General features: G+C 53.8%; 24 protein-coding genes. 8 read left to right on the forward strand and 16 right to left on the reverse strand.

The window, feature by feature from the left end:
- The gene (locus KI809_RS04640) at positions 1-450 is read right to left on the reverse strand and encodes an Hsp20/alpha crystallin family protein (protein WP_012468274.1); all 450 of its coding nucleotides are present in this window, start codon (positions 448-450) and stop codon (positions 1-3) included.
- Positions 451-670: 220 nt separating this feature from the next.
- Here KI809_RS04640 and rpoH point away from each other — a divergent pair, with 220 nt between their 5' ends.
- Both rpoH and KI809_RS04650 read left to right on the forward strand, forming a co-directional pair.
- The gene (rpoH, locus tag KI809_RS04645; protein WP_012468273.1) at positions 671-1,513 is read left to right on the forward strand and encodes an RNA polymerase sigma factor RpoH; all 843 of its coding nucleotides are present in this window, start codon (positions 671-673) and stop codon (positions 1,511-1,513) included.
- Positions 1,514-1,626: 113 nt separating this feature from the next.
- Complete coding sequence (locus KI809_RS04650) at positions 1,627-1,965, forward strand: helix-turn-helix transcriptional regulator (RefSeq protein WP_012468272.1); 339 nt, start codon at positions 1,627-1,629, stop codon at positions 1,963-1,965.
- A gap of 61 nt (positions 1,966-2,026) precedes the next feature.
- Here the strand turns inward: KI809_RS04650 and KI809_RS04655 are convergent, their stop codons facing one another.
- Positions 2,027-2,470 (reverse strand): helix-turn-helix domain-containing protein, encoded by a 444-nt coding sequence (locus KI809_RS04655; protein WP_246559173.1) that lies wholly within the window; start codon positions 2,468-2,470, stop codon positions 2,027-2,029.
- A 92-nt stretch (positions 2,471-2,562) separates the two neighbouring features.
- On the opposite strand from KI809_RS04655, the gene KI809_RS04660 reads away from it, so the two are divergent.
- On the forward strand, positions 2,563-2,991 hold the full coding sequence (locus tag KI809_RS04660) for a magnesium chelatase subunit ChlI family protein (protein WP_246559174.1): 429 nt from the start codon (positions 2,563-2,565) through the stop codon (positions 2,989-2,991).
- Between the two features lie 2 nt (positions 2,992-2,993).
- Here KI809_RS04660 and nhaA read toward each other — a convergent pair whose 3' ends face one another.
- The 6 genes from nhaA to KI809_RS04690 form a co-directional block, all read right to left on the reverse strand.
- Positions 2,994-4,169, reverse strand: coding sequence for a Na+/H+ antiporter NhaA (nhaA, locus tag KI809_RS04665; RefSeq protein ID WP_246559175.1), 1,176 nt, complete (start codon positions 4,167-4,169; stop codon positions 2,994-2,996).
- Between the two features lie 92 nt (positions 4,170-4,261).
- Entirely contained in the window at positions 4,262-5,050 is a 789-nt protein-coding gene (gene otsB, locus KI809_RS04670) for a trehalose-phosphatase (RefSeq protein WP_214170318.1), read from the reverse strand.
- Positions 5,050-7,314, reverse strand: a complete 2,265-nt coding sequence (locus tag KI809_RS04675; RefSeq protein WP_214170319.1) for an alpha,alpha-trehalose-phosphate synthase (UDP-forming) — start codon at positions 7,312-7,314, stop codon at positions 5,050-5,052. Before KI809_RS04675 ends, otsB begins: the two co-directional genes overlap by 1 nt.
- Positions 7,311-8,915: a TIGR00341 family protein gene (locus tag KI809_RS04680; RefSeq protein ID WP_214170320.1), complete on the reverse strand. Its 1,605-nt coding sequence runs from the start codon at positions 8,913-8,915 to the stop codon at positions 7,311-7,313. Before KI809_RS04680 ends, KI809_RS04675 begins: the two co-directional genes overlap by 4 nt.
- Before the next feature lie 21 nt (positions 8,916-8,936).
- Positions 8,937-10,727, reverse strand: coding sequence for a glycoside hydrolase family 15 protein (locus KI809_RS04685; RefSeq protein ID WP_214170321.1), 1,791 nt, complete (start codon positions 10,725-10,727; stop codon positions 8,937-8,939).
- Positions 10,728-10,766: 39 nt separating this feature from the next.
- A complete protein-coding gene (locus KI809_RS04690) occupies positions 10,767-11,231 on the reverse strand; it encodes a MarR family winged helix-turn-helix transcriptional regulator (protein WP_214170322.1) in 465 nt (154 codons plus the stop codon).
- A gap of 139 nt (positions 11,232-11,370) precedes the next feature.
- Between KI809_RS04690 and pal the strand changes: the two genes are divergently transcribed.
- Both pal and KI809_RS04700 read left to right on the forward strand, forming a co-directional pair.
- Complete coding sequence (gene pal / locus KI809_RS04695; RefSeq protein WP_214170323.1) at positions 11,371-11,964, forward strand: peptidoglycan-associated lipoprotein Pal; 594 nt, start codon at positions 11,371-11,373, stop codon at positions 11,962-11,964.
- Between the two features lie 75 nt (positions 11,965-12,039).
- Positions 12,040-13,404: a chloride channel protein gene (locus tag KI809_RS04700; protein ID WP_214170324.1), complete on the forward strand. Its 1,365-nt coding sequence runs from the start codon at positions 12,040-12,042 to the stop codon at positions 13,402-13,404.
- Between the two features lie 215 nt (positions 13,405-13,619).
- On the opposite strand, the gene KI809_RS04705 is transcribed toward KI809_RS04700, so the two are convergent.
- The 6 genes from KI809_RS04705 to KI809_RS04730 all read right to left on the reverse strand — a co-directional run bounded on the left by KI809_RS04705 (position 13,620) and on the right by KI809_RS04730 (position 19,727).
- The gene (locus KI809_RS04705) at positions 13,620-14,087 is read right to left on the reverse strand and encodes a helix-turn-helix domain-containing protein (protein ID WP_214170325.1); all 468 of its coding nucleotides are present in this window, start codon (positions 14,085-14,087) and stop codon (positions 13,620-13,622) included.
- Positions 14,088-14,228: 141 nt separating this feature from the next.
- Positions 14,229-15,719, reverse strand: a complete 1,491-nt coding sequence (locus KI809_RS04710; RefSeq protein WP_214170326.1) for an FAD-dependent oxidoreductase — start codon at positions 15,717-15,719, stop codon at positions 14,229-14,231.
- Positions 15,720-15,794: 75 nt separating this feature from the next.
- Entirely contained in the window at positions 15,795-16,295 is a 501-nt protein-coding gene (locus KI809_RS04715) for a rubrerythrin family protein (protein WP_214170327.1), read from the reverse strand.
- Positions 16,296-16,394: 99 nt separating this feature from the next.
- On the reverse strand, positions 16,395-18,605 hold the full coding sequence (gene katG / locus KI809_RS04720) for a catalase/peroxidase HPI (RefSeq protein ID WP_214170328.1): 2,211 nt from the start codon (positions 18,603-18,605) through the stop codon (positions 16,395-16,397).
- Between the two features lie 58 nt (positions 18,606-18,663).
- On the reverse strand, positions 18,664-19,167 hold the full coding sequence (locus KI809_RS04725) for a ferritin-like domain-containing protein (protein ID WP_214170329.1): 504 nt from the start codon (positions 19,165-19,167) through the stop codon (positions 18,664-18,666).
- Positions 19,168-19,355: 188 nt separating this feature from the next.
- Complete coding sequence (locus KI809_RS04730) at positions 19,356-19,727, reverse strand: Fur family transcriptional regulator (protein ID WP_214170330.1); 372 nt, start codon at positions 19,725-19,727, stop codon at positions 19,356-19,358.
- 312 nt (positions 19,728-20,039) lie between these two features.
- Here KI809_RS04730 and KI809_RS04735 point away from each other — a divergent pair, with 312 nt between their 5' ends.
- The gene (locus KI809_RS04735; RefSeq protein ID WP_214170331.1) at positions 20,040-20,378 is read left to right on the forward strand and encodes a helix-turn-helix transcriptional regulator; all 339 of its coding nucleotides are present in this window, start codon (positions 20,040-20,042) and stop codon (positions 20,376-20,378) included.
- 253 nt (positions 20,379-20,631) lie between these two features.
- Here the strand turns inward: KI809_RS04735 and KI809_RS04740 are convergent, their stop codons facing one another.
- Positions 20,632-21,348 carry a Crp/Fnr family transcriptional regulator gene (locus KI809_RS04740; RefSeq protein ID WP_214170332.1) on the reverse strand — a complete coding sequence of 239 codons (717 nt, stop codon included), beginning with the start codon at positions 21,346-21,348 and terminating at the stop codon, positions 20,632-20,634.
- A 144-nt stretch (positions 21,349-21,492) separates the two neighbouring features.
- Between KI809_RS04740 and KI809_RS04745 the strand changes: the two genes are divergently transcribed.
- Positions 21,493-22,536, forward strand: coding sequence for a bifunctional methionine sulfoxide reductase B/A protein (locus tag KI809_RS04745; RefSeq protein WP_246559177.1), 1,044 nt, complete (start codon positions 21,493-21,495; stop codon positions 22,534-22,536).
- 46 nt (positions 22,537-22,582) lie between these two features.
- Here KI809_RS04745 and KI809_RS04750 read toward each other — a convergent pair whose 3' ends face one another.
- Positions 22,583-23,089 carry a helix-turn-helix domain-containing protein gene (locus KI809_RS04750; RefSeq protein WP_214170333.1) on the reverse strand — a complete coding sequence of 169 codons (507 nt, stop codon included), beginning with the start codon at positions 23,087-23,089 and terminating at the stop codon, positions 22,583-22,585.
- 59 nt (positions 23,090-23,148) lie between these two features.
- Here KI809_RS04750 and KI809_RS04755 point away from each other — a divergent pair, with 59 nt between their 5' ends.
- Positions 23,149-23,571, forward strand: coding sequence for a magnesium chelatase subunit ChlI family protein (locus tag KI809_RS04755; RefSeq protein WP_246559181.1), 423 nt, complete (start codon positions 23,149-23,151; stop codon positions 23,569-23,571).
- Positions 23,572-23,580: the final 9 nt, after the last annotated feature.

Raw genomic sequence — 23,580 nt, forward strand, 5'->3', positions numbered from 1 at the left:
TTACGAAAGTCTGATTTCGATTTTTTTCGGCTTGGCATGTTCTGCCTTGGCCAGTGTTATCTGCATGATACCGTCTTTGCACTGGGCCGAAATCTTCTCAGGGTCGATGTCGACCGGCAGTTCCAACGTGCGGGAGAACTTGCCGGAGCCGAGTTCCGAGCGATGCACGATCTGGCCTTCCGTTTCGACAAACGGTTTGCGCTCGCCACTAATGGTGACAGTGTTCCGTAGTACGGACAGATCGACATCCTTTGGATCTACGCCGGGAACCAGTGCCTCAATATAGACATGCCCTTCGTCCTCGCTGAAGTTAACCAGCGGGAAGCGGCGGGTTGTTACCGGCGAAAGGAATGTCGGGCCAAATGGACGGCTGTAACCAGCGCCACGAAAAGCTTCATCGATCTCCCTTCTCAGTGTGTCCAGTTCTTTGAATACATCCCAGGTTGCCATGTGGATTACCTCCTTTCGATGTGTGACTTTCTGATCAATAAATAATTCCTGTTTTCAAAAAATCAAGGGGGGAAGAGATGTTTTTTTAGTAAGGTTAACACGCTGATATTATGTAGCTTATATTGATTTTCTACTTGAAACTGCTAAAAATATTTGCTACATTTTTAGCAGTCAGCACCATAGAGTGCTAATCATGATACAAGTTTTCAGGAGGTGCGTCATGGTTACCAATCTGCCAATCATTTCCGACAGTCTTACCCTCTATCTTTCCGAAATCCGCAAATTCAATTTACTTACAGAAGATGAAGAGAGGGACTACGCCGTCAAGTTCTTTGAGGAAAAGGATCTGGAGGCTGCTCATACCCTCATTACTTCCAATCTTCGCTATGTGGTTAAAGTCGCTTCCGAATACCGTCATTACGGCCTGAAAATGCTCGATCTGATTCAGGAGGGCAATATTGGGCTCATGATGGCGGTTCGTAAATTCAATCCATATAGAGGGGTTCGATTGATTTCTTATGCCGTATGGTGGATTCGTGCTTACATTCAAAACTACATTGTTTCCGCTTGGAGCCTGGTAAAAATTGGTACTACGCAAGCACAAAGAAAATTGTTTTATGGGTTGCGCAAAACCAAGGAAGCACTACTTAAGTTAACCGGCAGGGATAGCGACGCATTTGAAGTTTCCAGTATGCTCCACGTACCAGATCATGAAGTCGTAGAAATGGAGCAGCGGCTTAAAGGAGAAGTTTCTCTCAATGAGGAAATCATTGAGGGCGATGGCCTGACGATACTTGAGACTATTGCTGACGACCGGATGAATCAGGAAGAAATGCTCGGTGAGTATCAGCAGGAGCATTCACTGAAGAAAGCAATTGCCCATGCCCTGCAGGGGTTGAACGAAAAAGAGAAATATATTGTTGAACACAGGATCACCAATGATGATCCTCTAACACTTCAAGATATTGCGGACCACTTTTCCATTTCACGTGAGCGGGTACGTCAGATTGAAGAGCGAGCGTTAGTAAAACTGAAAAATGTCCTGCAACCTCAATTGTGTTGATAGAGCGAAAGCGAACTGTGGAATGTATAGCATTTGACTTAATTACCACCATTTGGTTACTATCGTACTCAATAAGTATTATTATGAGTAAGATAATAGCCTAACGGTGGTTTATGGCCTCTCCTGTGAACCGTACATATCTCCGTCAGACCCGAGATGCAGCAGAACTGCTGGGCAAGCTCATCCGGCTTGGAAGGAAAGAGCGCAAGATGACCGAGGAAGAGCTGTCCGGACGGGCGGGGATTTCCAGAAGAACCTTGCAGAAGATCGAGCGCGGCGATCCGAAATGTGAAATCGGCCTGGTGTTTGAGGTTGCCAACATAGTCGGAGTGAAACTTTTCAACGACGAGGAGAATTCAGTTCGTTACACCTTCGGCAGGCACATCGATGATAAGCTGGCCCTGCTACCCAAACGGATTCGTGGACTGGTAAAGGTCAATGATGATTTTTGATGAAGGGTTGTACCGGAAGTTCCAATTATGAAAAGCTTCCCTTTGCGGAAGAAACAATCAACTATTTCTTCTCTGGCAGAAGGAAGGTTTCTTGATTTTTCAGATACTGCTCTATCTTCTCCCGGTTCTTCAGAAATGGATTATGTCTTCCACTCAGCCAGTCAGATAATTGTTCAGGATCACGGCCCATAGCTTCACCCAGATGATCCAGGTTCATTCCCATAGCTCTCTTATACCACGCAAGCCGCCCCACAGTGTCATCCGGGCAGTCGAACGGAATATAACCTAGAAATTTGATAATTCTTGGATTATATTGCAGTTCTGGTTCGGTGCCATGCTCCCAGTTCCAGATAGAGGATTCGGTGACGCCGATGATCTCTGCTACTTCTCTCTGGAGGAGACCGAGATCCATCCGTTTCTTGCGGATGTGTTCACCAACTGTGATTGGGAATTCGGGATAACCGGGAACAGGTTGTTTTTCGAGGGGAATTTGAATTGAGAACAAGTGCCGTCTTGAGTCAGAATAGTAGAGAAAGGTGCACACACCCCTGCAAGTGCTCAGGGAACCCTGCAAATCCAGATAGTTGTACATGCACCATGCGTGAACTAATCCAATATCGCTCCCGTATCTCCGGTCCGCTCATGGATCGGATCGACATCCACATCGAAGTTCCTGCTGTAAAATACCGTGAGTTGGCAGAGCAGTCCGAAGGCGAGAGTTCGGCAGTCATCGCAAAGCGTGTCGAAGCGGCACGGGGTATTCAGCTTGAGCGTTTCAAGGGAACCAAGGTCCACTTCAACGCACACATGAATCCCCGGCAGATACGGAAATTCTGTGAACCCGATGCTGCTGGACACCGCCTGCTGGAAATGGTAACGGAACGGCTCGGCTTTTCGGCTAGGGCATATACCAGGATTCTGAAGGTGGCTCGTACGATTGCCGATCTTGAAGGATCTGAATATGTCAGGGAACAACACCTGGCTGAGGCGATTCAGTATCGGAGTTTGGACAGGAAATCTTTGTAGTTCTAAGACGCTCGATTATGCCTGTTGTATCTAAGAACCAAGTATCCCATAACACCCGACACCAATGAACCTAGTAGAACTGCCAGTTTATCGGCATACTGGTAAATTTTGTCATCGACAAACGCTAGTGAATCGATGAACAGGCTCATGGTAAATCCGATCCCCGTCATTATGGCAACACCATAGAACTGTGACCACGTGACGCCGTGCGGCAATACGGCAAGTTTAAGTCGGATTGCGACCCAACTGAACACAAATACCCCGATCTGCTTTCCGAAGAACAAGCCGCACATTATCCCCATGGGCACCGGGTCGAAAATCTCCCTGATCGATAATCCCCGCAAGTCAATACCTGCATTAACAAAGGCGAAAAGTGGCAGAATCAAAAAAGAAACCCAGGGGTGCAAGTCGTGCTCAAGGCGTTCGGCGAGCGATACTCTGGTCCCGTCTATTTCTTTCGCTTCCATGGGTATCATGAACGCGAGGGCGACTCCTGCCAGGGTAGCATGGACCCCTGATTTGAGCACACTGACCCAGAGCACAGATCCTAACAGGATATAGGCTGCCTGGCGCGTGACACTAACTCGATTGACGATAAAGAGCAGGACCAGTGTTACGGAGGCAATCGCCATGGAGACGTGCGAGAGTTCGGCGGTGAAAAACAGCGCGATTATGACGATGGCGCCAAGGTCATCGATGATTGCCAGAGCCAGGAGGAATATCTTCAGTGACGTTGGCACACGCTTGCCAAGCAGGGATAAGACTCCCAGGGCAAAGGCAATATCCGTTGCTGTGGGGATTGCCCATCCCTGGAGGGCAATCGGCTGATTTCGATTGAATCCGATGTATATGAGTGCCGGGACGGTCATGCCGCCGAGCGCAGCGATAACTGGCAATGCTGCCTGCGACCACGAAGAAAGACTACCGTAGAGAATCTCACGTTTTACCTCCAGACCCACCAGCAGAAAAAACACTGCCATGAGGCCATCGTTAATCCAGAGCAGCAGCGGCTTGGCAATATCCAGTGCTCCGAACCTGATTTCCACCGGAGTGTACAGAAAGAGGTTATACGTCTCGGCAAATGGAGAATTTTTCAGCAACAAGGCGAGTACCGTCACCATAATGAGAATTATGCCGACTGAAGATTCCCGCTCGTAAAAGTCCTTGATAATTTTCAATTCGTTGCCCTTTCGCTCCATGAACAATATCAGAATCAGGTGCTTAGGTGTTTAGTGATGAATGTTGCGTATCCAAGCCACTGATTGATATTTCAGCTGATGTCTCTGAAGTGAAAATCTTCCTGATGCAATTCCAAAATCCCCACCATAGAATTGAGAACGCCAAGTAGTTCCGACTGTTTGCTCACATAATATTGAGCAGCAGTTTGGGTCCCATTGCCGATATGGATGCCAAAAAGATCAATACCTTTCAACTGAAATATTTCCTCATCAGTAACATCATCGCCGACATAAATCGCCCGTTTTACATTGAATGAATACATAGCGGCAACAAGGGCTTCACCTTTGGTGAATGCTTCAACCGGCAACAGATTGATGACAAATTTCCCCCCGATAATCCTCGGCTTTGGATCAAGTTTTGAAATCTCGGCAGTAAGCTGGGCAGCTGCCTGCTCAGGATCATCTGCTTTACGGTAATGCAGCGATATGGATTCCCCCTTGAATTCGATTTCAATCCCTTGAACACTAAATAGTTTGTCATGGAGTTGTTCTTGCCATTTCAGGCTGCATCGGACATGCCCCCAATCCCGACTGGTGTCACCAGACGGCCATTCGGCGCCATGATTACCAATCAGCAGATGCGGTTCAAGCCCAAGTATTCCCAAGGCATCCTTCCTGGATCTTCCGGTAATTACGGCAACTTTCGCGAGGTTAATAAGTCGATCCAGCGTGGTCCTCATCGGTTCTTCAACTTTGGCCGCTGCGTAGTCGTCAACTATTGGCGCCAAAGTACCGTCGAGATCGAAGGCAAACAGGGTGTCAGGTGCGACGTAGCGGGCAAGAGCAACAAGCCCGTCAGAACTGAATAGTGATTGTGCCATTACTGCTCTCTCCCGATTCTCATGGCCAGTCTCTCCCTCTGTCGTACTCTGGCGGCATCCAGCAGCATCCGACCGGCCCAGCGATAGACGTTAAAATCACGAACCAGGGCGCGCATGCTTCGCATCCGTTCCTTTTGTTCATACTCGGGCATGGTTAGTGCCTGGTACAAAGCTTCGGCCGTCTGTTCCACATGATACGGGTTGACGATCAGAGCTTCGTGCAGTTCGTGGGCAGCCCCGGTGAACTGACTCAAAACCAGCACCCCCTGTTCATCCTCCCGGGCGGCCACATACTCCTTTGCCACCAGATTCATGCCATCATGCAGACTGGTAACCATGCAGACCTGTGCCGCACGATAGTAGCGGTTGACTTCCTCTGGCTCATGGTGCTCGGCCTTGAGAATAATAGCCGGACTTCCGTTACGGGCGAAGCGGGCGTTGATCCGTTCCGCCATTCCGTGGACGCGATTGGCAAAGGTCTGGTATTCCTCCAGTACCGAACGGCTCGGCGCGGCAATCTGAACAAAGGTGAAGCGTCCCGCCATTTCCGGGTGTAATTCAAACATCCGCTCCACCGCGGCAAACCGCTCGGGTATCCCTTTGGTGTAATCCATCCGGTCAACACCGATACCCAGGAGGTGATCCGGGGGGAGGCCAAGTTCATGCAGGATTTCTTCCCGTGTCTGCTCCACCGGCGGCAGCGTTCCCTGCCATGGAGGTGGCCACTGGATCGAGATCGGATAGCTCTCCACCATGGTCAATTGTCCGCGCCGGAACACGGTTGAGGACTCATGCTCGATGCGCGTTTCCAGATAGCGGTCCACCGTTTCCAGAAAGTTCTTGCAGTGGTAGGGGGTGTGAAAACCGAGAATGGTGCTGCCAAGCATCCCGGTCAGCAACTCCTTGCGCCAAGGGCAGATGCCGAAGGATTCAGGGTTTGGCCAGGGGATATGCCAGAAGGTAATGATGGTTGCCTTGGGGAGCGCTTTCCGGATCATTCCCGGCAGCAGGGCGAAATGGTAGTCCTGAACCAGTACTACCGGGTCCTCACTGTCAGCCTCCCTGACCACTGCGTCGGCAAAGCGCTGGTTGATGCGTACATACTGCTCCCAGTCACTGGTGCGGAACACCGGACGGACATGGGCGATATGGCAAAGCGGCCAGAGTCCTTCATTGGCGAAGCCGTAGTAGTACCCTTTTTCCTCCTCCTCCGTCAGCCAGATGCGGCGCAGGGTGTACTCCGGTTTGTCGGGCGGTACCCGCACCCGGTCGTGGCGGTCCACGGTTTCACGATCCGCCGAGCCGCTGCCGTGGGCGACCCAGGTGCCGGAGCAGGCCCGCATGACTGGCTCTACCGCAGTGACCAGGCCGCTGGCCGGACGGTGCACTTCTACCCGGTCGCCTTTGCGGAGATGGAAGTATGGCTCACGGTTGGAGACGACGATGACCCGCTCTCCTGCCAGCTGCTTGTGCAGCAAGCCCCGCAGCGTGTCCGGGCTCCAGGTGATGGTGGCGTCATCGGCAAAGCGCCGCTCGGCATCAAGGCTGCGCAGCAGTGCCCGCAGATCGCCGACCAGAGGCTGCAGCTCTGCCTGTGACGCCTGGCGTCCTCCGGAAAATGGTTTAAGGATTCCTTCGCCGCGCAGCATCGCCCGTACTCCCTCCATCCAGCCCCGCCAGCTGAGGTGGGCGACGAATACGGTAATCAGAGAAATGACGATACCCAAGACTACGAAAAGAATAATGACATACTTGCGGGTGTCGGCACTGCGGCGCTCCATGTAGCTCATATCATGAACCAGCACGAGAGAGCCGACCTGGGAAGACTCGACCATGAGGGGCGTGATGGCAACATGCACCGGCCCCTGGGGCAACCGGATCAGATGAGCAGGGTCGTTGCCCGTCTTCTCAGGCTCTTTACAGGATAGTTCCGCAGGGAATACCGATGAACGGTAGAGCAGCTTTCCGCTTCCGTCACAGACACCCAAAGCCATGAGCCGCTCATCCTGCGTGGCCCGCTGCAGCAATGAATTGATGCGAACCCGATCTCCTTTTTGCAGTAATTCGGTCAATGGTTCCTGGATGGTCGAACTGATCAGGCGCGAGCGGATATCCATATCGCGCACCGCCCAGCGGAGTGTCAGGCCGTCAATCAGCGGCACAACCCCGTACGCCAGCAGGACAAGGGCAAGCGCCAGCGGGATGATGAACCTGAGAGAAAGATGCAGTGATCTGAAGGGGAAACCGCTTGTGCTTTTTTTCATGGAGCCTCCCCACGGCGCAGGATGCGCAGCGTTATATCTGTCGTACCTCTTCTTTCCGGAGCTTTAACGGCTGTAATGGCCGCCTCGGGCAGGTGCAGTTTCTGTTTCAGGTGCCGTAACACGGTGGCAATCTCTTTGGCATGCGTACCCTTTGGCGCCTCGACAATAAACCTGAATCCGTCAGGCCCGCCGGGGAGTTGCCTGAGAAGAGCCAGTTTTTGGGTGGTTTCGGTGGAAAGGCTGCCATCATCGGCGAACTTAACCGCAGGGAACAACGGGGTTACGGCAATGTTCAGAGCAACCGGTAACTCCAGAGATCGCTCAAGGGTTCGTGTTAAAAGGACCTGTTCATCGGCGCTCAAGGTATAGTCACGGTGAAGGATGGCGGTCACCTGCACTCCGCCACCGGTCGCATTGAAGACAAGCCGAGTGTCCGTCACAGGAAATGGAGCACAGGCGTCGGCCAGTTCCTTTTCGGCATGCGCTGCCACTCCTCCGACCCTGGCGCTGAGTTCAGCGGCTGTTTCAAGCCGCGGCGCTGCAGTGCCGCCGCCCGGAATCAGAGGGGAAGCACCGGATTCCGGCAGTTTGTCCGAGGCGACCAGGAGCTGTTCGAGTCGCAAATCAACCGGCTGCTTCAGGGTGTCGCTCAGTTCCGCTTCAATCTGCTGCTGGTTTTTCTTTTCAATAAAGCTGACGGTGTTGACCGTTGCCCTGACCATCAGCCTTCCTTGCCGGGGAGCATAGGTATAGCCGGTCAGGTGAGAGATTTCCCCCTTGTTGAGATTCTTTTTCAGCACACGCTCAATCCGCTTTGACGTATTGACCTTCTTCAGATCCACTACCAGGGTATAGACCAGCGGAATCGAGATCAGCAGCAACACTCCGGCAATGACCAGCCAGCGCGCACGGGCCGAATACGGCACTGTCTCGGCATGACTGGCGCGAAATCCCATGACGAAAAACACCAGGTCGGACGTCAATACGATGGCGACAAAATTGGTGAAAAAGAGCAGGAAACCACCCAGACCGAGCATGATCTGCCCCGTACCCAGCCCGTAGCCGGCAACGCTCAGTGGCGGGATGACCGCCGTGGCCACCGCAACCCCGGTCGCAGTGATCAGATAATTGCGTTTGGTGCAGAGCGCCACAGCGCCCACAATACCGGACAATACTGCCACAAACAGGTCATAGATATTGGGGCGGACCCGGGCGAGGATCTCCGCGGTCGGATCCTTCAATGGTGATAGCAGAGAAACAAGGGCTGTTACCAGCAGCGTAAGGATGACGCTGACGGCAATGGTCTGAAACGCCCGGCGGGCCAGCGGCAGATCACCGATGGTGAGAGCCAGGCCTGACGAGATGATCGGGCCCATCAGGGGAGAGATGAGCATGGCGCCGATGACCACGGCGACACTGTTGGTGAGCAACCCCAGAAGGGCTATCAGGCTAGCCATCAGCAGCATCAGGTAATAAATCCAGGAGCGATCCACCCCGGAGGCAACATCCCTGATAATTGCCTGATGATTGACCATTTCCGTCTTGATGGCCAGATAGTCTTTCAGTTTTTTCAGCAGATAACGAAGGCTGGCGTTATTCATTGATACACTCCATCACCTGAATCAGAATGCCCAGTCCCAGCGTTTGCTGAGCCGGATGGCGGCGTTGATAAGTCCAACCATGCTGTAGGTTTGGACGAAATTACCCCACTGCTCGCCACTTCGGACATCAAGGTGTTCAGCCATGAGCCCATGGCGATTGTGCCGCGCCAGCAGGTTCTCAAACAGTTGCCGTGCCTCGTCACTTCGCCCCAGGGCAACCAGGGCGTAAATGTACCAGTAGGTGCAGACGATAAAGGCATTTTGCGGAGCGCCGAAGTCATCGTGCTCCACATACCGGAAAATATAATCCCCCTGTCGGAGTTCCCGCTCAATGGCCGCCACGGTGGCAGCGAAGCGCGGGTCATCGGCAGCCAGAAAACCTACGTCGTGCATCAGCAGCAGGCTGGCGTCGAGGGAATCTCCTTCAAAGGCGGCGGTGAAGGCTTTTTTCTGCTCATTCCAGGCTCGGGCGCAGATCGTGGCATGGATGGCAGCTGCCTGGCGGTCCCAGTAATGTACCCGTTCCGTTAGCCCGATCCGGCTGGCAATTTTGGCCAGCCTGTCGCAGGCGGCCCAGCACATGATGCTGGAGAAGGTGTGAATTCTTTTGCTCCCGCGCAGCTCCCACAGGCCGGCATCCGGCTGGTCATGCATCTGAATGGCGGTTTCTCCCAGAGGCTCCAGTCGATGAAAGAGCGCGGCATCTCCCCGATGCGTCAGGCGCTGGTCGAAAAAAACGTGGGTAACGGCCAGAATCGCTGAACCATACACGTCATGCTGAATCTGCTCGTATGCCTGATTCCCTACCCGCACCGGTCCCATGCCACCGTAACCGGCAAGTGTCGGCACCTCGCGCTCCTCCAGGCGTGTTCTGCCGTCAATCCCGTATACCGGTTGCACATGCCCCCCTTCGGCACTGGCGACAACATTGACCAGATAGCTCAGATACCGCTCCAGGGTATGAGTGGTACCGAGTCGGTTCAGAGCGTTGACGACAAAATAGGCGTCCCGCAGCCAGCAGTAGCGATAATCCCAGTTCCTGCCGGAATCCGGGGACTCAGGGATTGAGGTGGTCATGGCGGCAACGATTGCGCCGGTGTCGTCAAAAGTATTCAGTTTCAGGGTAATGGCGGCACGGATGACTTCATTCTGCCATTCAAAAGGGATCCCCAGGTCACGCACCCAGTTCTGCCAATAGGCAATGGTCTCATTCCTGAACCTGCGTGCCAGTTCGCGCAGAGGCTCCTGTATGGTTTCATCGGCGCCAAAAACAAGCGTCAGTTCATCATCGAGAATGAACGGGAGTTCCTGGAGAATTGTCGTTATGGATGCATCTGTGGTTAATCGAACGGTGGCAGCGTCAGACACATAACGGATGTGATGGCTGCCGTATGTATATTCACAGCAACTTCGACCGTAGTCAGATGCGGGGCGAACACGGATGCAGATTCTCGGGCTGCCATGCAAGCGACGAATCTGCCTGACCAGCATCATCGGCGTGAACATGCGCCCGTATTGACGAAAGCGGGGTGCAAAATCTGCTATTTCCACATGTGCTCCCCTGCTGTCAGTCAGCCGCGTCACCAGCACGGCTGAATTCGGTTCATATCTCTGTTCCGAACTGATCTGATCAATCAGTTCTACCGAACAATAGCCATGACCGGAGCCTGCCTGGTGCTCCTGCAGCAAAGAACAGAATACGGGGTCGCCGTCAAAGCGTGGAATGCAGTACCAGACTATCTCCGCAGCTGAATCTATCAGCGCTCCGACTTGGCAGTTACCGATTAATGCGAGATCAAGAGAACTTTTCATGTGCTGTTCCTTTTCGATAGTTTGTTGCCTGTCTCTGACTCAGCCATGTAAAGGTTGTGGTGTGATCTGCTCAGCTCCTAACACGCACACCATCAGTTGCATTCCGTCCGCAACACGGGAAAACTGATCGTCTGTTAACTCTTCCAATCCGTTCAAAAGCATAGCCTGGGCAACCTCAGGCGCTTTGGAGGCTACTTTTCTTCCCATTTCGCTGAGATCGATATCCACCGCTCTGCGATCTTGTATTGAGCGGGTCCGAGTTACCAGACCTTTGCCTTCAAGACGGTCAATGATGCCCACAACCGTTGCCGGGCGCAGGTACATCTGACGAGCAAGATCGGAAAGTCGCAGAGGAGCTGCTATGGCCAGGATTTTCAATGCCCAGAGTTGAGGCCCGGTTAAGCCTGTTATCCGTTCGGCATTTTTAGAATACTCATTTATCGCCTGGAAAATTCGTCGCAGATTGTCAATTACCTCTGAAACAGCTTCAGCATTTTTGCTCACGAATGCTCCCGAAATTGTCTTGACATTTTAGTTAGCGACACTAATAATTAGCTGCACGAATTATAGTGATGTTCGAGTATTTCGTCAATATAATCCTCCACATCCATATTCTCGGAAAATTCAAAAAAAGGAGACAACAATGAAAAAGCATGCCGTAAGTTTATGCCTGATTTTAGGTTGTGCAATACTTGTGTCCAGCGGTTGTGCGAAAAATGAAATGGTCAAGAAGGACGAACCTGTTGTTCCTGCTGCAACCGCTGCAGTCAAGCAACCGTCCAAGCCTGAATCTGCCAAGGAACAAATAGCCAAGGCTGAAGCTGCAAAAGGGCAAGCGGTCAAGAAGGTTATGGAAAAGAGTAATGAGTTGCAGCCTATCCCGAATGCTGGTGAGTTAAAAGCCGCCCTGGAGAAGATCTATTTTGATTTTGATTCAGCGAATCTTTCCCAGGAGGCCAGAGACATCCTTGCAAAAAACGCGGAGCTTATGAAGAATGAAAAGGCCATTAAGGTGCAGATTGAAGGGAATTGCGATGAACGCGGATCAGAAGAATACAACCTGGCACTGGGAGAGAAACGAGCCAAAGCAGCAGAGAAGTATCTAGTAACGATGGGAGTTGCTGCAGACAGAATTTCAACCATCAGCTACGGGAAAGAAAAACCTGCTGATACCGGCCACGATGGAGCTGCATGGGCCAAGAACCGTCGCGACGAATTTGTGATTACTTCGAAATAGACACGTTCAGGCCCTCATTCTTGCGTTGCATTTAGCAGGTATGGGGGCTTCTTGTTATCAAAAATAAGGTGGTGTATGCAACGAAAAATCATCGAACAGGTCACTCTGCTTGTCAGTGTCATCAAATGGACATGTTACGCATCAATCGTCGGCGTATTGGTGGGATTCGGCACCGCAGCGTTTCTCCGGACGCTTTCCTGGACCTCGGTCCAGTTTGCCAGAATACCGGATTACTACCTGCTGCTGCCTCTAACACTCGTAGTGTGCAGCATCTTGGTCTCCTGGCTTGCTCCCGAAGCAGCCGGACATGGGACTGAAAAGGTCATTGAGGCTGTTCACCAGCGGATGGGAAAAATCCCCCTCATGGTTGTTCCGGTAAAGCTGGTCGCCACGGTCATTACCCTTGCCGGTGGTGGATCTGCCGGAAAGGAGGGACCGTGCGCCCAGATCGGCGCCGGACTCGCTTCGGCATTTGGCGGACTATTAAGGCTCGAAGGCGTTGACCGGCGCAAGCTGGTTATATGCGGCATCAGCGCCGGGTTTGCGACGGTTTTCGGCACTCCGATAGCCGGGGCGCTTTTTGGCGTCGAGGTGCTGGTGTTGGGGCACATGTTTTACGATGTTCTGTTTCCCTCGTTCGTTGCCGGCATCATCGGTTTTCACGTAGCCTCGCAACTCGGGGTGAATTACCCGCACATGTCTGCCAAGATTATCCCTCTTATGACCAGCTGGAGCTTTATGGAAATGATCATGCTCGGGATATGGTGCGGTCTGATTGCGCTTATCTTTATCGAGCTGATGCAGTTAGTCCAGCGGCTATTTACCCGCCTGCCCTGGCCGCCGTTCACAAAGGCGCTTCTGGGTGGCGGATTGCTGGTGGTCATCGGCAAGGGGGTATCAACACGCTATCTTGGACTGGGGCTCGACTCGATCGAAGCGGCCTTGAACGGAACTGTCCTTCCGGTCGGGGCTCCATTCATGAAGGCCATAGCCACGGCCATTACCCTGGGCTGCGGCGGCAGTGGCGGTGTCGTTACCCCCATATTTTTTATAGGTACTGCTGCTGGCAATCTGTTCGCGTACCTGTTTAACGAGCCATTGGTTGCGACTTTCTCCGCCATCGGCATGGTGGCGCTACTGGCAGGAGCGGCCAATACGCCGATTGCGGCATCCGTCATGGCCATGGAACTGTTCGGAGCCGGGATCGCCCCCCATGCGGCCGTGGCCTGTATGGTCAGTTTTCTTATCGTAGGCTACCGCAGTATCTACCCGAGCCAGGTCTTGGGAATGCAGAAAAGTACCTCTCTGAAAGTGTCTACAGGCAGGACGCTTGGCGAGTTCGACCATGCTGAGATTGACCACCGGGGGACATCCTTTCTGGGCGTTGTTGCAAAAGGGATGAAGCGGGCACGAGGCCGCAGGGGAACAAAGGAGTCGTGATAAGTTTCAGGATACTTCGCCTATTCTGTTTTCTGTATCTGGTGTTGACCACCTGCGGTTTCACCTGGTGGAGCAAGAGCGACCCCTGTGCGGATGCAGTAAAAATAATTACAGAAGCCCCGAACGGGATATCTAATAGCTACAAGGTAATCAATCTCGAGTTACGTAACAGTTCATCCTCCAACTAAAGCAGGAATTTAAAAATAATCCCCTGCCTAAAGGAATGTTTGCTGACTTTCCAGAAACAGCTCTATCTTTTCTCGGTTCTTCCGTAACGGATTATGCCGACCGCTCAACCAATCCGATAGTTGTTCGGGATCTCTACCCATAACTTCACCCAGAAGATCCAGGTTCATCCCCATAGCTCTCTTGTACCATGCAAGCCGCCCCACAGTGTCATCCGAGCAGTCGAACGGAATATAGCCTAGAAATTTGATAATCTTTGGATTATATTGCAGTTCTGGCTCGGTGCCATGCTCCCAGTTCCAGACTGAGGACTCGGTGACGCCGATGATCTCGGCTACTTCTCTCTGGAGGAGACCGAGATCCATTCGTTTCTTGCGGATGTGTTCACCGACGGTGATGGGAAATTCCGGATAACCGGGAAGTTGCTGTTTTTCGAGGGAAATTTGAATTGAGAACGAGTGCCGTTTGGAGTCAGAATAGTAGAGAAAGGTGCACACACCCCTGAATTTGCCAGGTAGTCCTTAAATAACAGGCTGTTACACTCCGACGGAGTGTGAAGCTTTCCAATAAGCTCTTTTGCTATCCCATTCGACGAAACGCCGAAGCCTTTAACCGAACTTGCCCAGAATCAGGGACATTCAGGTCATGGCTAAGATTCCGGCACGGATGTCCCTGGCGTCACCGGCTCCGGCCAGCAGTTCTGCGCAGGAGTCATTTTTCTCAATCAGTTTTTTCAGTGCAGGGGCGATGGACGTGTCTCCGAAAAGGATTGCCCCCACTAGGAGAGAATCACGGAAGATAAACTGCTGGTAATGGGCACCTTCCTCTTCAAAGGTCAGGTAGCTGGCGTCATCAGGGTGGACCATGCCGATACTGAAGAGATCAACTCCCAGAACCTTGATGCTGTTGGAGCGTGGAATGCCGGCAAAGAGGGCATCTCCGCCGGCAGCGTTCATGCCGGCAATCGTTCCCTGGAACTGGGACGGTGCCCAGGTGCCGTAAACCGTGCCCAAATGTTCCGCCAGATCACCTGCTGCGTAGATGTCCGGATCGGAGGTGCGCAGATGCTGGTCAACCACCACGCCGCAGTTGACATCCAGTCCGGCCATGCGGGCGAGATAGCTGTTGCTTCGTACTCCGGCGGCAACTAACACTAAATCCGCAGGGATTGATTCTCCTGATTCAAGCACAACACTCCGCACATGTGCATCACCTTTCAGCTCTTTTATCCGGGCACCACAAATCAGGGTGATGCCAAGCGCAATGGCCTCTTCAGCGAGACGCTCTCCTGCCGCCTTGTTGAGTTGTCGCGGCAGGAGCCAGTCAAACCCTTCCACCAGCGTTACCTGAACCTTACGGCGAGCCAAGGCCGCTGCTGCCTCCAAGCCAAGCACTCCGCCACCGATAATCACACAACTGGAATTGGCCTGGCTCTGCTGCAGGATCGTTTCCGCATCTCGGCAGGTGCGGAGGGTAACCACATTGTTTCGGTCTGCGCCCGGAATAGGTGGGATGCTCGGGTGGGCGCCCATGGCCAGGATAAGCTTGTCGTAGTGCATACTGTCGTGTCTCTTTAGCGATACCGTTTTTGCCGCCCGATCAACAGCGGTCACCTCGGCCCCGTTCAGAATGGTGATCCGTTGCTCGGCGTACCACGCCTCAGGATGGACCGGGAGATCGCTGATTGTGATCTCCCCCGCCAGATAACGGGTCAGGTTCAGGCGGTAATAGGGAAGGTCGTTCTCCTGGCAGATAATTGTGATGTCGGCATTGGGAGCTGCGCTGCGGGCGGCTTCGGCAGCCGACAGCCCAGCGATACCGCCGCCGATGATAACAATGGCGCCCGACATCCTTCCGGCAAAACTACCGCGCTCCTCCTCGACCACAGGCTCGAACTGGTCAGGGCCGACGCCGCAGACCGGGCAGCATTCAGGTGGAGTATCACAATCGTGGACGTAGTCGCAGTTGATGCATCGCCATCTGCGAGGCGCAGTCCTCACCGGTGCTGGCGCAGGAGCCGACGGTTCGAAGAGGTCCGGCGTCGCGCCGCAGACCGGACAACAGTCCGGCGGGGTATTCCCTTCATGGATATAACCGCAAACCGTGCAGCACCAGCGTGTGTCTGCCATAAAATCCTCCTGAATAGACGGCCACTGTCGGATTGACAGTGGCCGGATGATTCATCAATTCAGCTTATTCATGGATCAGTTAATCAGGGTGAAGCGTTCTTTAGGTACGCCACAGACCTGGCATTTGTCCGGGACCCCGTCATAAACCGTATTACCGCAGACTTCACAGACATAGACAGGTCGTGCAGCCAGGTCGCCGCCAGCCTTAACGGCAGCGGCAGCTTTCTGATACAGGTCGTGATGGATCTCCTCTACCGCCAGAGCGTTGCGGAACGAAATCTCCGCCATCTTATCCCCCTCTTTCTGCGCTTCTTCCAGATACGGAGGATACATCTGCTGGAATTCGAATCCTTCGCCTTCTATCGCTTCCACCAGGTTTTCGGCGGTCTTTTTGATGCCGCCCATGGCGCGCAGATGGGCATGGGCATGGATGGTTTCGGCATGGGCGGCTGCCCGGAACAGTTTGGCTACCTGTGGGAAGCCGTCAACCTCGGCCTGTTTGGCAAATGCAAGATATTTGCGGTTGGCCTGACTTTCACCGGCAAAGGCTCCTGCGAGATTCTCTTTTGTTGACATGGGTGTTACCTCCTGATTTTAGATGTGGCGATCCAAAGATCTCTTGATGAATTTTGTAATGATGCATCTATTAGAGCGTTAGAATTTGCAAGTCTTGAATCAGGCAAGGTCGAAACGGTCGAGGTTCATGACCTTGTTCCACGCTGCAACAAAGTCGTGCAGGAATTTTCCCTGGGAGTCCTGGCAGCCATAGACTTCTGCGACGGCCCGGAGCTGGGAGTTCGAGCCGAAGACCAGGTCGATACGGGTGCCGGTCCACTTGAGATCGCCGCTCTTACGATCACGCCCTTCGAACAGATTGTCGTCTCCCTGGACCGCCTGCCAGACCGTGCCCATGTCGAGCAGGTTGACAAAGAAGTCATTGGTGAGCGTTTCTGGCCGTTTGGTGAAGACGCCGTGCGGGGACTGTCCGTAGTTGGCATTCAAGGCACGCATGCCGCCAACGAGAACCGTCATCTCCGGTGCAGTCAGCGTCAGCAATTGCGCGCGATCAACCAGCAGCTCTTCTGCCGATACAGAGTATCTGGCTTTGAGGAAGTTTCGGAACCCGTCGGCAACCGGCTCAAGCACCGAAAATGACTCTACGTCGGTTTGCTCCTGTGTTGCATCCGTGCGTCCCGGTGTAAAGGGAACGGTCACTGCGTGGCCGGCCTTCCTGGCTGCCTGCTCGACCCCTGCGCAGCCGCCCAGGACAATCAAGTCGGCGAGCGAAACCTTCGTGGCGTCCGACTGCGCACTGTTGAACTCTTTCTGGATTCCTTCAAGGGTCTGCAGCACGGTCTTCAGTTGGGCCGGCTGATTGACTTTCCAATCCTTCTGCGGGGCAAGACAGATGCGAGCTCCGTTCGCTCCGCCGCGCTTGTCGGAACCACGGAACGTGGACGCCGCCGCCCAGGCCGTCGAGACCAGTTGGGAGATAGACAGTCCTGAAGCGAGAATCTTGTCCTTGAGGGCGGCGATGTCCTGCGCATCAATCAGTTTGTGATTGACGGCCGGGACAGGGTCTTGCCAGATGAGATCTTCGGCCGGGACTTCCGCGCCGAGATAGCGCGAGCGCGGTCCCATGTCACGGTGGGTCAGCTTGAACCACGCCCGTGCGAAGGCATCCGCAAATTTTTCGGGATTCTGCAGGTAATCCCGTGCGATCGGCCCGTAGATGGGGTCGAAACGGAGCGAGAGGTCCGCCGTAGTCATCATCGGCCGGTGTTTCTTTGACGGGTCGTGCGCGTCAACCACCATGTCCTCTTCTGCCACATCCTTGGCCAGCCACTGATTGGCGCCAGCCGGGCTCTTGACCAGTTCCCACTCGTACTTGAACAGCACCTTCAGGTAACCCATATCCCACTTGATCGGGTTCGGCTTCCAGGCACCCTCGATGCCGCTGCTGATCGTATCGCCTCCTTTGCCGCTGCCGAAGCTGTTCTTCCAACCGAGCCCCTGTTCTTCGATGGGGGCGGCCTCCGGCTCGGGCCCCACATGGGTCGCCGGGCCGGCGCCATGACATTTGCCGAAGGTGTGTCCGCCGGCGACGAGCGCGACGGTCTCTTCGTCGTTCATGGCCATACGGGCGAAGGTCTCGCGCACGTCGATGCCAGAAAGAACAGGGTCCGGGTTGCCGTCCGGGCCTTCCGGGTTCACGTAGATCAGGCCCATCTGCACGGCGGCGAGGGGGTTTTCCAGGTCCCGATCACCGGAGTAGCGGCTTTTGGGCTTGTCGCTCGTAGCCAGCCATTCCTCTTCGGCTCCCCAGTAGACATCCTCTTCCGGTTCCCAGATATCCTCGCGACCGCCGCCGAAGCCGAAGGTCTTGAAGCCCATTGATTCGAGGGCGCAGTTGCCGGCGAGGATCAACAGGTCGGCCCAGGAGATTTGCCGGCCGTATTTCTGCTTGATCGGCCAGAGAAGACGGCGCGCTTTGTCGAGGTTGACGTTGTCCGGCCAGCTGTTGAGCGGTGCAAAGCGCTGGTTGCCGGACCCGGCTCCGCCGCGGCCGTCACCCAGGCGGTAGGTGCCGGCGCTGTGCCACGCCATCCGGATAAAGAGCCCGCCGTAGTGGCCGTAATCAGCCGGCCACCACTCCTGTGAGTCGGTCATCAGCGCCTTGAGGTCCTTCTTCAGTGCCTCCATGTCGAGTTTTTTGAATTCCTCAGCATAGTTGAAAGTCTCGCCCATCGGGCTGGACAGGGTGGAATGCTGGTGCAGAATATTAAGCTTTAACTGATTCGGCCACCAGTCCCGGTTCGAAGTGCCTCTGCCGGTCATGGGTGTGGCAGTTTTGCCCGTTACCGGACACTTGTTTTCTTCACTCATCTCAGTTCTCCTTTCCTTTGTACTGTTATGAATCGTTTTTATGAGTATCCGTTGCCGCCTATTCCTTCATCGCCCTGACCAGCAATTCATAATCCTCCAGCAATGATTGGAGGTCCTCTTCGTGTTCAACTTCCTGCTGCAGGATGGTCAGTACCATGTTGTAGGTGACCGGGTCCTTATCCTTGGTGATGTCCATCAACCGTTTGTATACGCCGATGGCGCACTGTTCCCCTTTGATGTTCTGCTCCAGCAGCACCTTGACAAACGGGTCGTCAGGGGCATCGTAGCCGCAGTTTGTGTGCTTGTACCATTCTTCAGGTTTGGTGACTGGCGTTCCCCCCAGTTGGATGATGCGCATGGCCACCATGTCAGCATGTGCCAGTTCCTCGGTGGCATGCTGTAAGAGTTCTGCCCCTACTGCATCCTTCATCGGCCCCTTTACCAGCTTGGCTCCCAACCAGTACTGGTAATAGGCCAGCCATTCGTCACTGTATGCGCTGCGTAACAGCCCAAGCAATTCATTCACATCCATACCGATAATTTCACGTCCCTTCGATCCCATGTTCTTCCCCCTGTTGTTATTATAGTTTTGGCTTTTTCTGCTATCCGGGCATGCCGGGTGTGTTTGCGTAGAATTCAAGTACCATGGGGCAATATGTTACTTAATCAATCAAGAATCATTCCTGTTTAATGAGCAAAAAAAGGTAAGCTGGATGGTTTCTCGCTCTGGCATACGTTTTAATGGGGAGGCTATTGAGAACATTTGCTGCACACGCCGTAATATTCAAAACGCACATCCTGCACCTTGAATCCAGTAAGTTTCTCAACTATTTCAGGGGGGATCATGGCGGTATCGGTGAAATCCTCAATCCGGCCGCAACGGGTACAGATCAGGTTGAGGTGATTGCTTGTATCCATATCATATCGATTATCCATAGCTTCAAACTCCAACTCCCTGACCAGCTTGAGAGATTTAAGTAGAGACAGGGTGGAGTAAACAGTAGAGAGGCTGATTTTAGGGTGTTTTTCCCGTGCCGCCCGATAGATGGTCATGGCAGAGGGATGACAATTGTCAAGGGTCAGGATTTCAACAATAGTCCGCCGCTGGGGAGTCAGTTTCATTCCCCGTTCTTTCAGCCCCTTAACAATCGCATTTTTGAACTGTTCCCGTTTGATGATAGCACCCCAGTCAATAATCATTCCTGATTAGAAGGAATGTTACTACACCTTCTATAAATGTCAACACGATTGGCAAAATATTTACGCATATACAATTAGTCATCCACTCTTGGGGTGGACGAACATGGTGGGAGGCAGTTAGCAGAGCGAAAGTCACCGCACGGATGTAATGCGGTTGACGCAATCGCCACAATATGGCTATTATCGTAATCAATAACAAACCTTATGACTACGATAATAAGCAAATTGTGATTTATGGCATCTCCTGTGAACCGCACATATCTCCGGCAGACCCGGGATGCAGTTGAACTGCTGGGCAAGCTCATCCGGCTTGGCAGGAAAGAGCGCAAGATGACCGCGGAAGAACTGTCCGGACGGGCGGGGATTTCCAGAAGGACCTTGCAGAAGATCGAGCAGGGCGATCCGAAGTGTGAGATAGGTTTGGTGTTCGAGGCCGCCAATATAGTCGGAGTGAAGCTTTTCAGCGATGAAGAGAATACGAACCGCTACAACTACGGGAGGCACATTGATGATAAGCTTGCCCTGCTGCCACAACGGGTTCGTAAAGTGGTAACGGTTAATGATGATTTCTGATGGTGGGTTGTAGCGGGAGTCCCAATACTCAAAAGCTTCCCTACACAGAAGAATATATCCGACATTCTTTCTCTGACGGAAGGAAGATTTTTTGGGTTCCCAGGGACAGTTCGATCTTCGCCCGATTCTTCTTGAACGGATTAAGCCTTCCACTTAACCAGTCTGACAGTTGCTCCGGGTCGCGTCAACCCGGCACTGGATGTATTTTCCAACCAGTCAAAAAAGCAAATTCCTATCCCTTACCCCTTTCAAACTACCCCCGGATTTCGCCGGGGATCTCGCGCCCAGCAAGACGTGTGAGTTGCTCCTGGTCCTTTAGCAGCACGCGGTGGTCCAGGATGTCGATAACCCCTCTTCGGCAGAGCGCGTTCAGCCCGGTGGAAACGGTCTCCCGGGTCGAGGCTATCAGTCCGGCATAATCGTTATGAGTAAGCCGCAGATCAATGAGCAGACCGTCCCGACCGGTGACGCCGAATTCATTCGCCAGGGCGAGAAATGTCTTGGCCAGCCGCGCCTCGACGGAGGAATACAGCATATCTACCAGGCGGTTCTGGATCTTCCGGAGGCGCAGGCCGCTCAGCTTGGTGATCCGTGTCCCCAAGGCCGGGACCAGCGCCATGAGCCGGTCAAAATTTTCGCGGCGCATCATGCAGAGGAGAGTCTCCTCCAGCGCTTCGGCAATCACTTCGCTGCCGTCGGCATCGAGTCCCCCCTCAAGTTCGCCGAAGAGAGTGGACGGCCCGAGGATATCGATGATGAAATCATGCCCTTGCGCCGAGGTCCGCACCAGCTTGATGCTCCCCTTCTTGACAAAATAGACCGCCTGCTGCGCCGTCCCTCGGAACGGAAGCAGCTGCCGTTTGCGCAGGTTGAGTGACTGGGAATCCCGATCGATCACCCCATACTCTTCGTCGCTCAGGCCGCTGAAGATGTCCAGTCGCCGCAGATACCAGAGTTTTTCATGCTCCATGTCCCTGCTCCCCTTCACATGATATGGCTCGCCATCATTTGTGCCGCTGCGGTACAATTGTGTAATGCGGCTTACAGAAAACATGCTGCTGCGCCTGTAGGATGAAGTCAAACATACCTATCATGTTTGCACCGGAGGACAAAGATGAAAAAGAGAGCCTTGGCGATAACAGGAATTCTGGTTGGATTATTGGTGCTGGCAATGGCCGCCCGACCACATTTCGCGGTTCAGGCTGCTGGAAAGGAGACGACCATGACAGGGCGGAAATTTTCTAACGAAGAACTGAAACAGCGCCTGACGCCGCTGCAGTACCGCGTCACCCGGCAGGAAGGGACCGAGCCCCCATTCGACAACGCCTACTGGAACGAGCACCGCGAAGGGCTCTACGTCGACATCGTCAGCGGTGAGCCGCTCTTCTCCTCACGAGACAAGTTCGATTCCGGCACCGGCTGGCCGAGCTTTACCAGGCCGGTCGCCCCTGACCACGTGAAAGAGCATAAGGACAGCACCTTCGGCATGACCCGGACCGAGGTCCGCTCAGCCGAGGCCGATTCCCACCTGGGGCATATCTTTACCGACGGACCGCGGGATAAAGGCGGCTTGCGCTACTGCATCAACTCCGCATCGCTCAGCTTCATCCCGGTGGATGAGCTGGAAAAGGCCGGCTACGGCACGTGGCTCCCGCTCTTCGGCCGGAAGGCAGCGGCCGCTCAGGTGAAGCAGTTTGCAACCCTGGCCGGCGGCTGTTTCTGGGGGATGCAGGACCTGCTACGCAAACAGACGGGAGTAATCGCCACGGAAGTGGGCTATACCGGCGGGAAGGTCCCGAACGCCACCTACCGCAACCATGAGGGACATGCCGAAGCGGTACGGATCGAATTTGATCCGACCAAAACCAGCTATGAAGCCCTGCTCCGCTTCTTCTTCCGGATGCACGATCCAACCACCCTGAACCGCCAGGGAAACGATACCGGCTCCAGCTACCGGAGCGCCATCTTCTACCATGACGCAGAGCAGCAGCGGGTCGCCCTGAAGGTCAAGGCAGAGGTGGATGCCAGCGGCAAATGGAAACGCCCGATCGTCACCGAGATCACCCCGGCAGGCCCCTGGTGGCGGGCCGAGGAAAATCATCAGGACTATCTGGAGAAGAACCCGGGGGGATACACCTGCCACTGGGTGCGTGAGTAGTGATGGCACCGTGAATAGAAGCCGCGACGAAAGATGCGGCTTCTATTCAGTTCAGATTATTCTGAAACCGGTAAGTTTCGTCAGATTTTATCATATATTTTGATTTTTCCAGAAATAGCTCAATCATATCCCGGTTCTTCCGAAACGGGTTATGCCTTCCGCTTAACCAGTCTGACAGTTGTTCGGGATCGCGGCCCATTATTTCTCCCAGTTGATCTAGGTTCATCCCCATCGCTCTCTTGTACCACGCAAGCCGCCCCACTGTGTCGTCTGGGCACTCGAACGGGATATAACCTAGAAATTTGATAATTCTTGGATTATATTGCAGTTCTGGTTCGGTGCCATGCTCCCAGTTCCAGATTGAGGACTTGGTGACGCCGATGATCTGGGCAACCTCTCTTTGGAGGAGACCGAGATCCATTCGTTTTTTACGGATGTGTTCGCCGACTGTGATGGGGAATTCTGGATAACCGGGAAGCTGCTGTTTTTCGAGGGGAATTTGAATTGAGAACGAGTGCCGTTTTAAGTGAGTATAGTAGAGAAAGGTTAACACACCCCTGCCCCTGCGGTTACCTGGGCGATCCGCAACATGCCTGCTCCTGCACGCCAATCATGATCCACCGCTATCGCTCGCGCATCTCCGGGCCGCTGCTCGACCGGATCGACCTGCATATCGAGGTGCCGGCGGTAAAATACCGCGACCTTGCCGACCGGGCCGACGGCGAATCGTCCGCAGCCATTGCCAGCCGGGTCGAAACCTGCCGCAACCTCCAGCTTGAACGCTTCAAGGGGACCAAAGTCCACTGCAACGCCCAGATGCCGCCACGCTTCATCAAGAAGTTCTGCGAACCCGATGCCGCCGGACACAAACTGCTGGAAATGGTCACCGACCGCCTCGGCCTCTCCGCCCGCTCCTACACCCGCATCCTCAAGGTAGCCCGCACCATAGCCGACCTCGACGCTGCCGAAAACATCCGTGAGCAACACCTGTCAGAGGCGATCCAATACCGGAGTCTGGACCGGAAGACAGGATAAAGCTGTGAT

Origin of the sequence: Geoanaerobacter pelophilus (genome assembly GCF_018476885.1) — a bacterium.
GTDB lineage: Bacteria > Desulfobacterota > Desulfuromonadia > Geobacterales > DSM-12255 > Geoanaerobacter > Geoanaerobacter pelophilus.

Bases quoted from the DNA above. Each gene is read 5' to 3' on its own strand.
- KI809_RS04730 (WP_214170330.1), bottom strand. From the start codon at position 19,727: ATGAAACTGACTCCCCAGCGGCGGACTATTGTTGAAATCCTGACCCTT.
- KI809_RS04735 (WP_214170331.1), top strand. From the start codon at position 20,040: ATGGCATCTCCTGTGAACCGCACATATCTCCGGCAGACCCGGGATGCA.
- KI809_RS04685 (WP_214170321.1), bottom strand. From the start codon at position 10,727: ATGAAAAGTTCTCTTGATCTCGCATTAATCGGTAACTGCCAAGTCGGA.
- otsB (WP_214170318.1), bottom strand. From the start codon at position 5,050: ATGGCACAATCACTATTCAGTTCTGACGGGCTTGTTGCTCTTGCCCGC.
- KI809_RS04745 (WP_246559177.1), top strand. From the start codon at position 21,493: ATGAAAAAGAGAGCCTTGGCGATAACAGGAATTCTGGTTGGATTATTG.
- KI809_RS04725 (WP_214170329.1), bottom strand. From the start codon at position 19,167: ATGGGATCGAAGGGACGTGAAATTATCGGTATGGATGTGAATGAATTG.
- pal (WP_214170323.1), top strand. From the start codon at position 11,371: ATGAAAAAGCATGCCGTAAGTTTATGCCTGATTTTAGGTTGTGCAATA.
- KI809_RS04650 (WP_012468272.1), top strand. From the start codon at position 1,627: ATGGCCTCTCCTGTGAACCGTACATATCTCCGTCAGACCCGAGATGCA.
- KI809_RS04675 (WP_214170319.1), bottom strand. From the start codon at position 7,314: ATGAAAAAAAGCACAAGCGGTTTCCCCTTCAGATCACTGCATCTTTCT.
- KI809_RS04755 (WP_246559181.1), top strand. From the start codon at position 23,149: ATGATCCACCGCTATCGCTCGCGCATCTCCGGGCCGCTGCTCGACCGG.
- KI809_RS04700 (WP_214170324.1), top strand. From the start codon at position 12,040: ATGCAACGAAAAATCATCGAACAGGTCACTCTGCTTGTCAGTGTCATC.
- KI809_RS04740 (WP_214170332.1), bottom strand. From the start codon at position 21,348: ATGGAGCATGAAAAACTCTGGTATCTGCGGCGACTGGACATCTTCAGC.
- KI809_RS04715 (WP_214170327.1), bottom strand. From the start codon at position 16,295: ATGTCAACAAAAGAGAATCTCGCAGGAGCCTTTGCCGGTGAAAGTCAG.
- KI809_RS04680 (WP_214170320.1), bottom strand. From the start codon at position 8,915: ATGAATAACGCCAGCCTTCGTTATCTGCTGAAAAAACTGAAAGACTAT.
- katG (WP_214170328.1), bottom strand. From the start codon at position 18,605: ATGAGTGAAGAAAACAAGTGTCCGGTAACGGGCAAAACTGCCACACCC.
- KI809_RS04660 (WP_246559174.1), top strand. From the start codon at position 2,563: ATGCGTGAACTAATCCAATATCGCTCCCGTATCTCCGGTCCGCTCATG.
- KI809_RS04640 (WP_012468274.1), bottom strand. From the start codon at position 450: ATGGCAACCTGGGATGTATTCAAAGAACTGGACACACTGAGAAGGGAG.
- rpoH (WP_012468273.1), top strand. From the start codon at position 671: ATGGTTACCAATCTGCCAATCATTTCCGACAGTCTTACCCTCTATCTT.
- KI809_RS04710 (WP_214170326.1), bottom strand. From the start codon at position 15,719: ATGGCAGACACACGCTGGTGCTGCACGGTTTGCGGTTATATCCATGAA.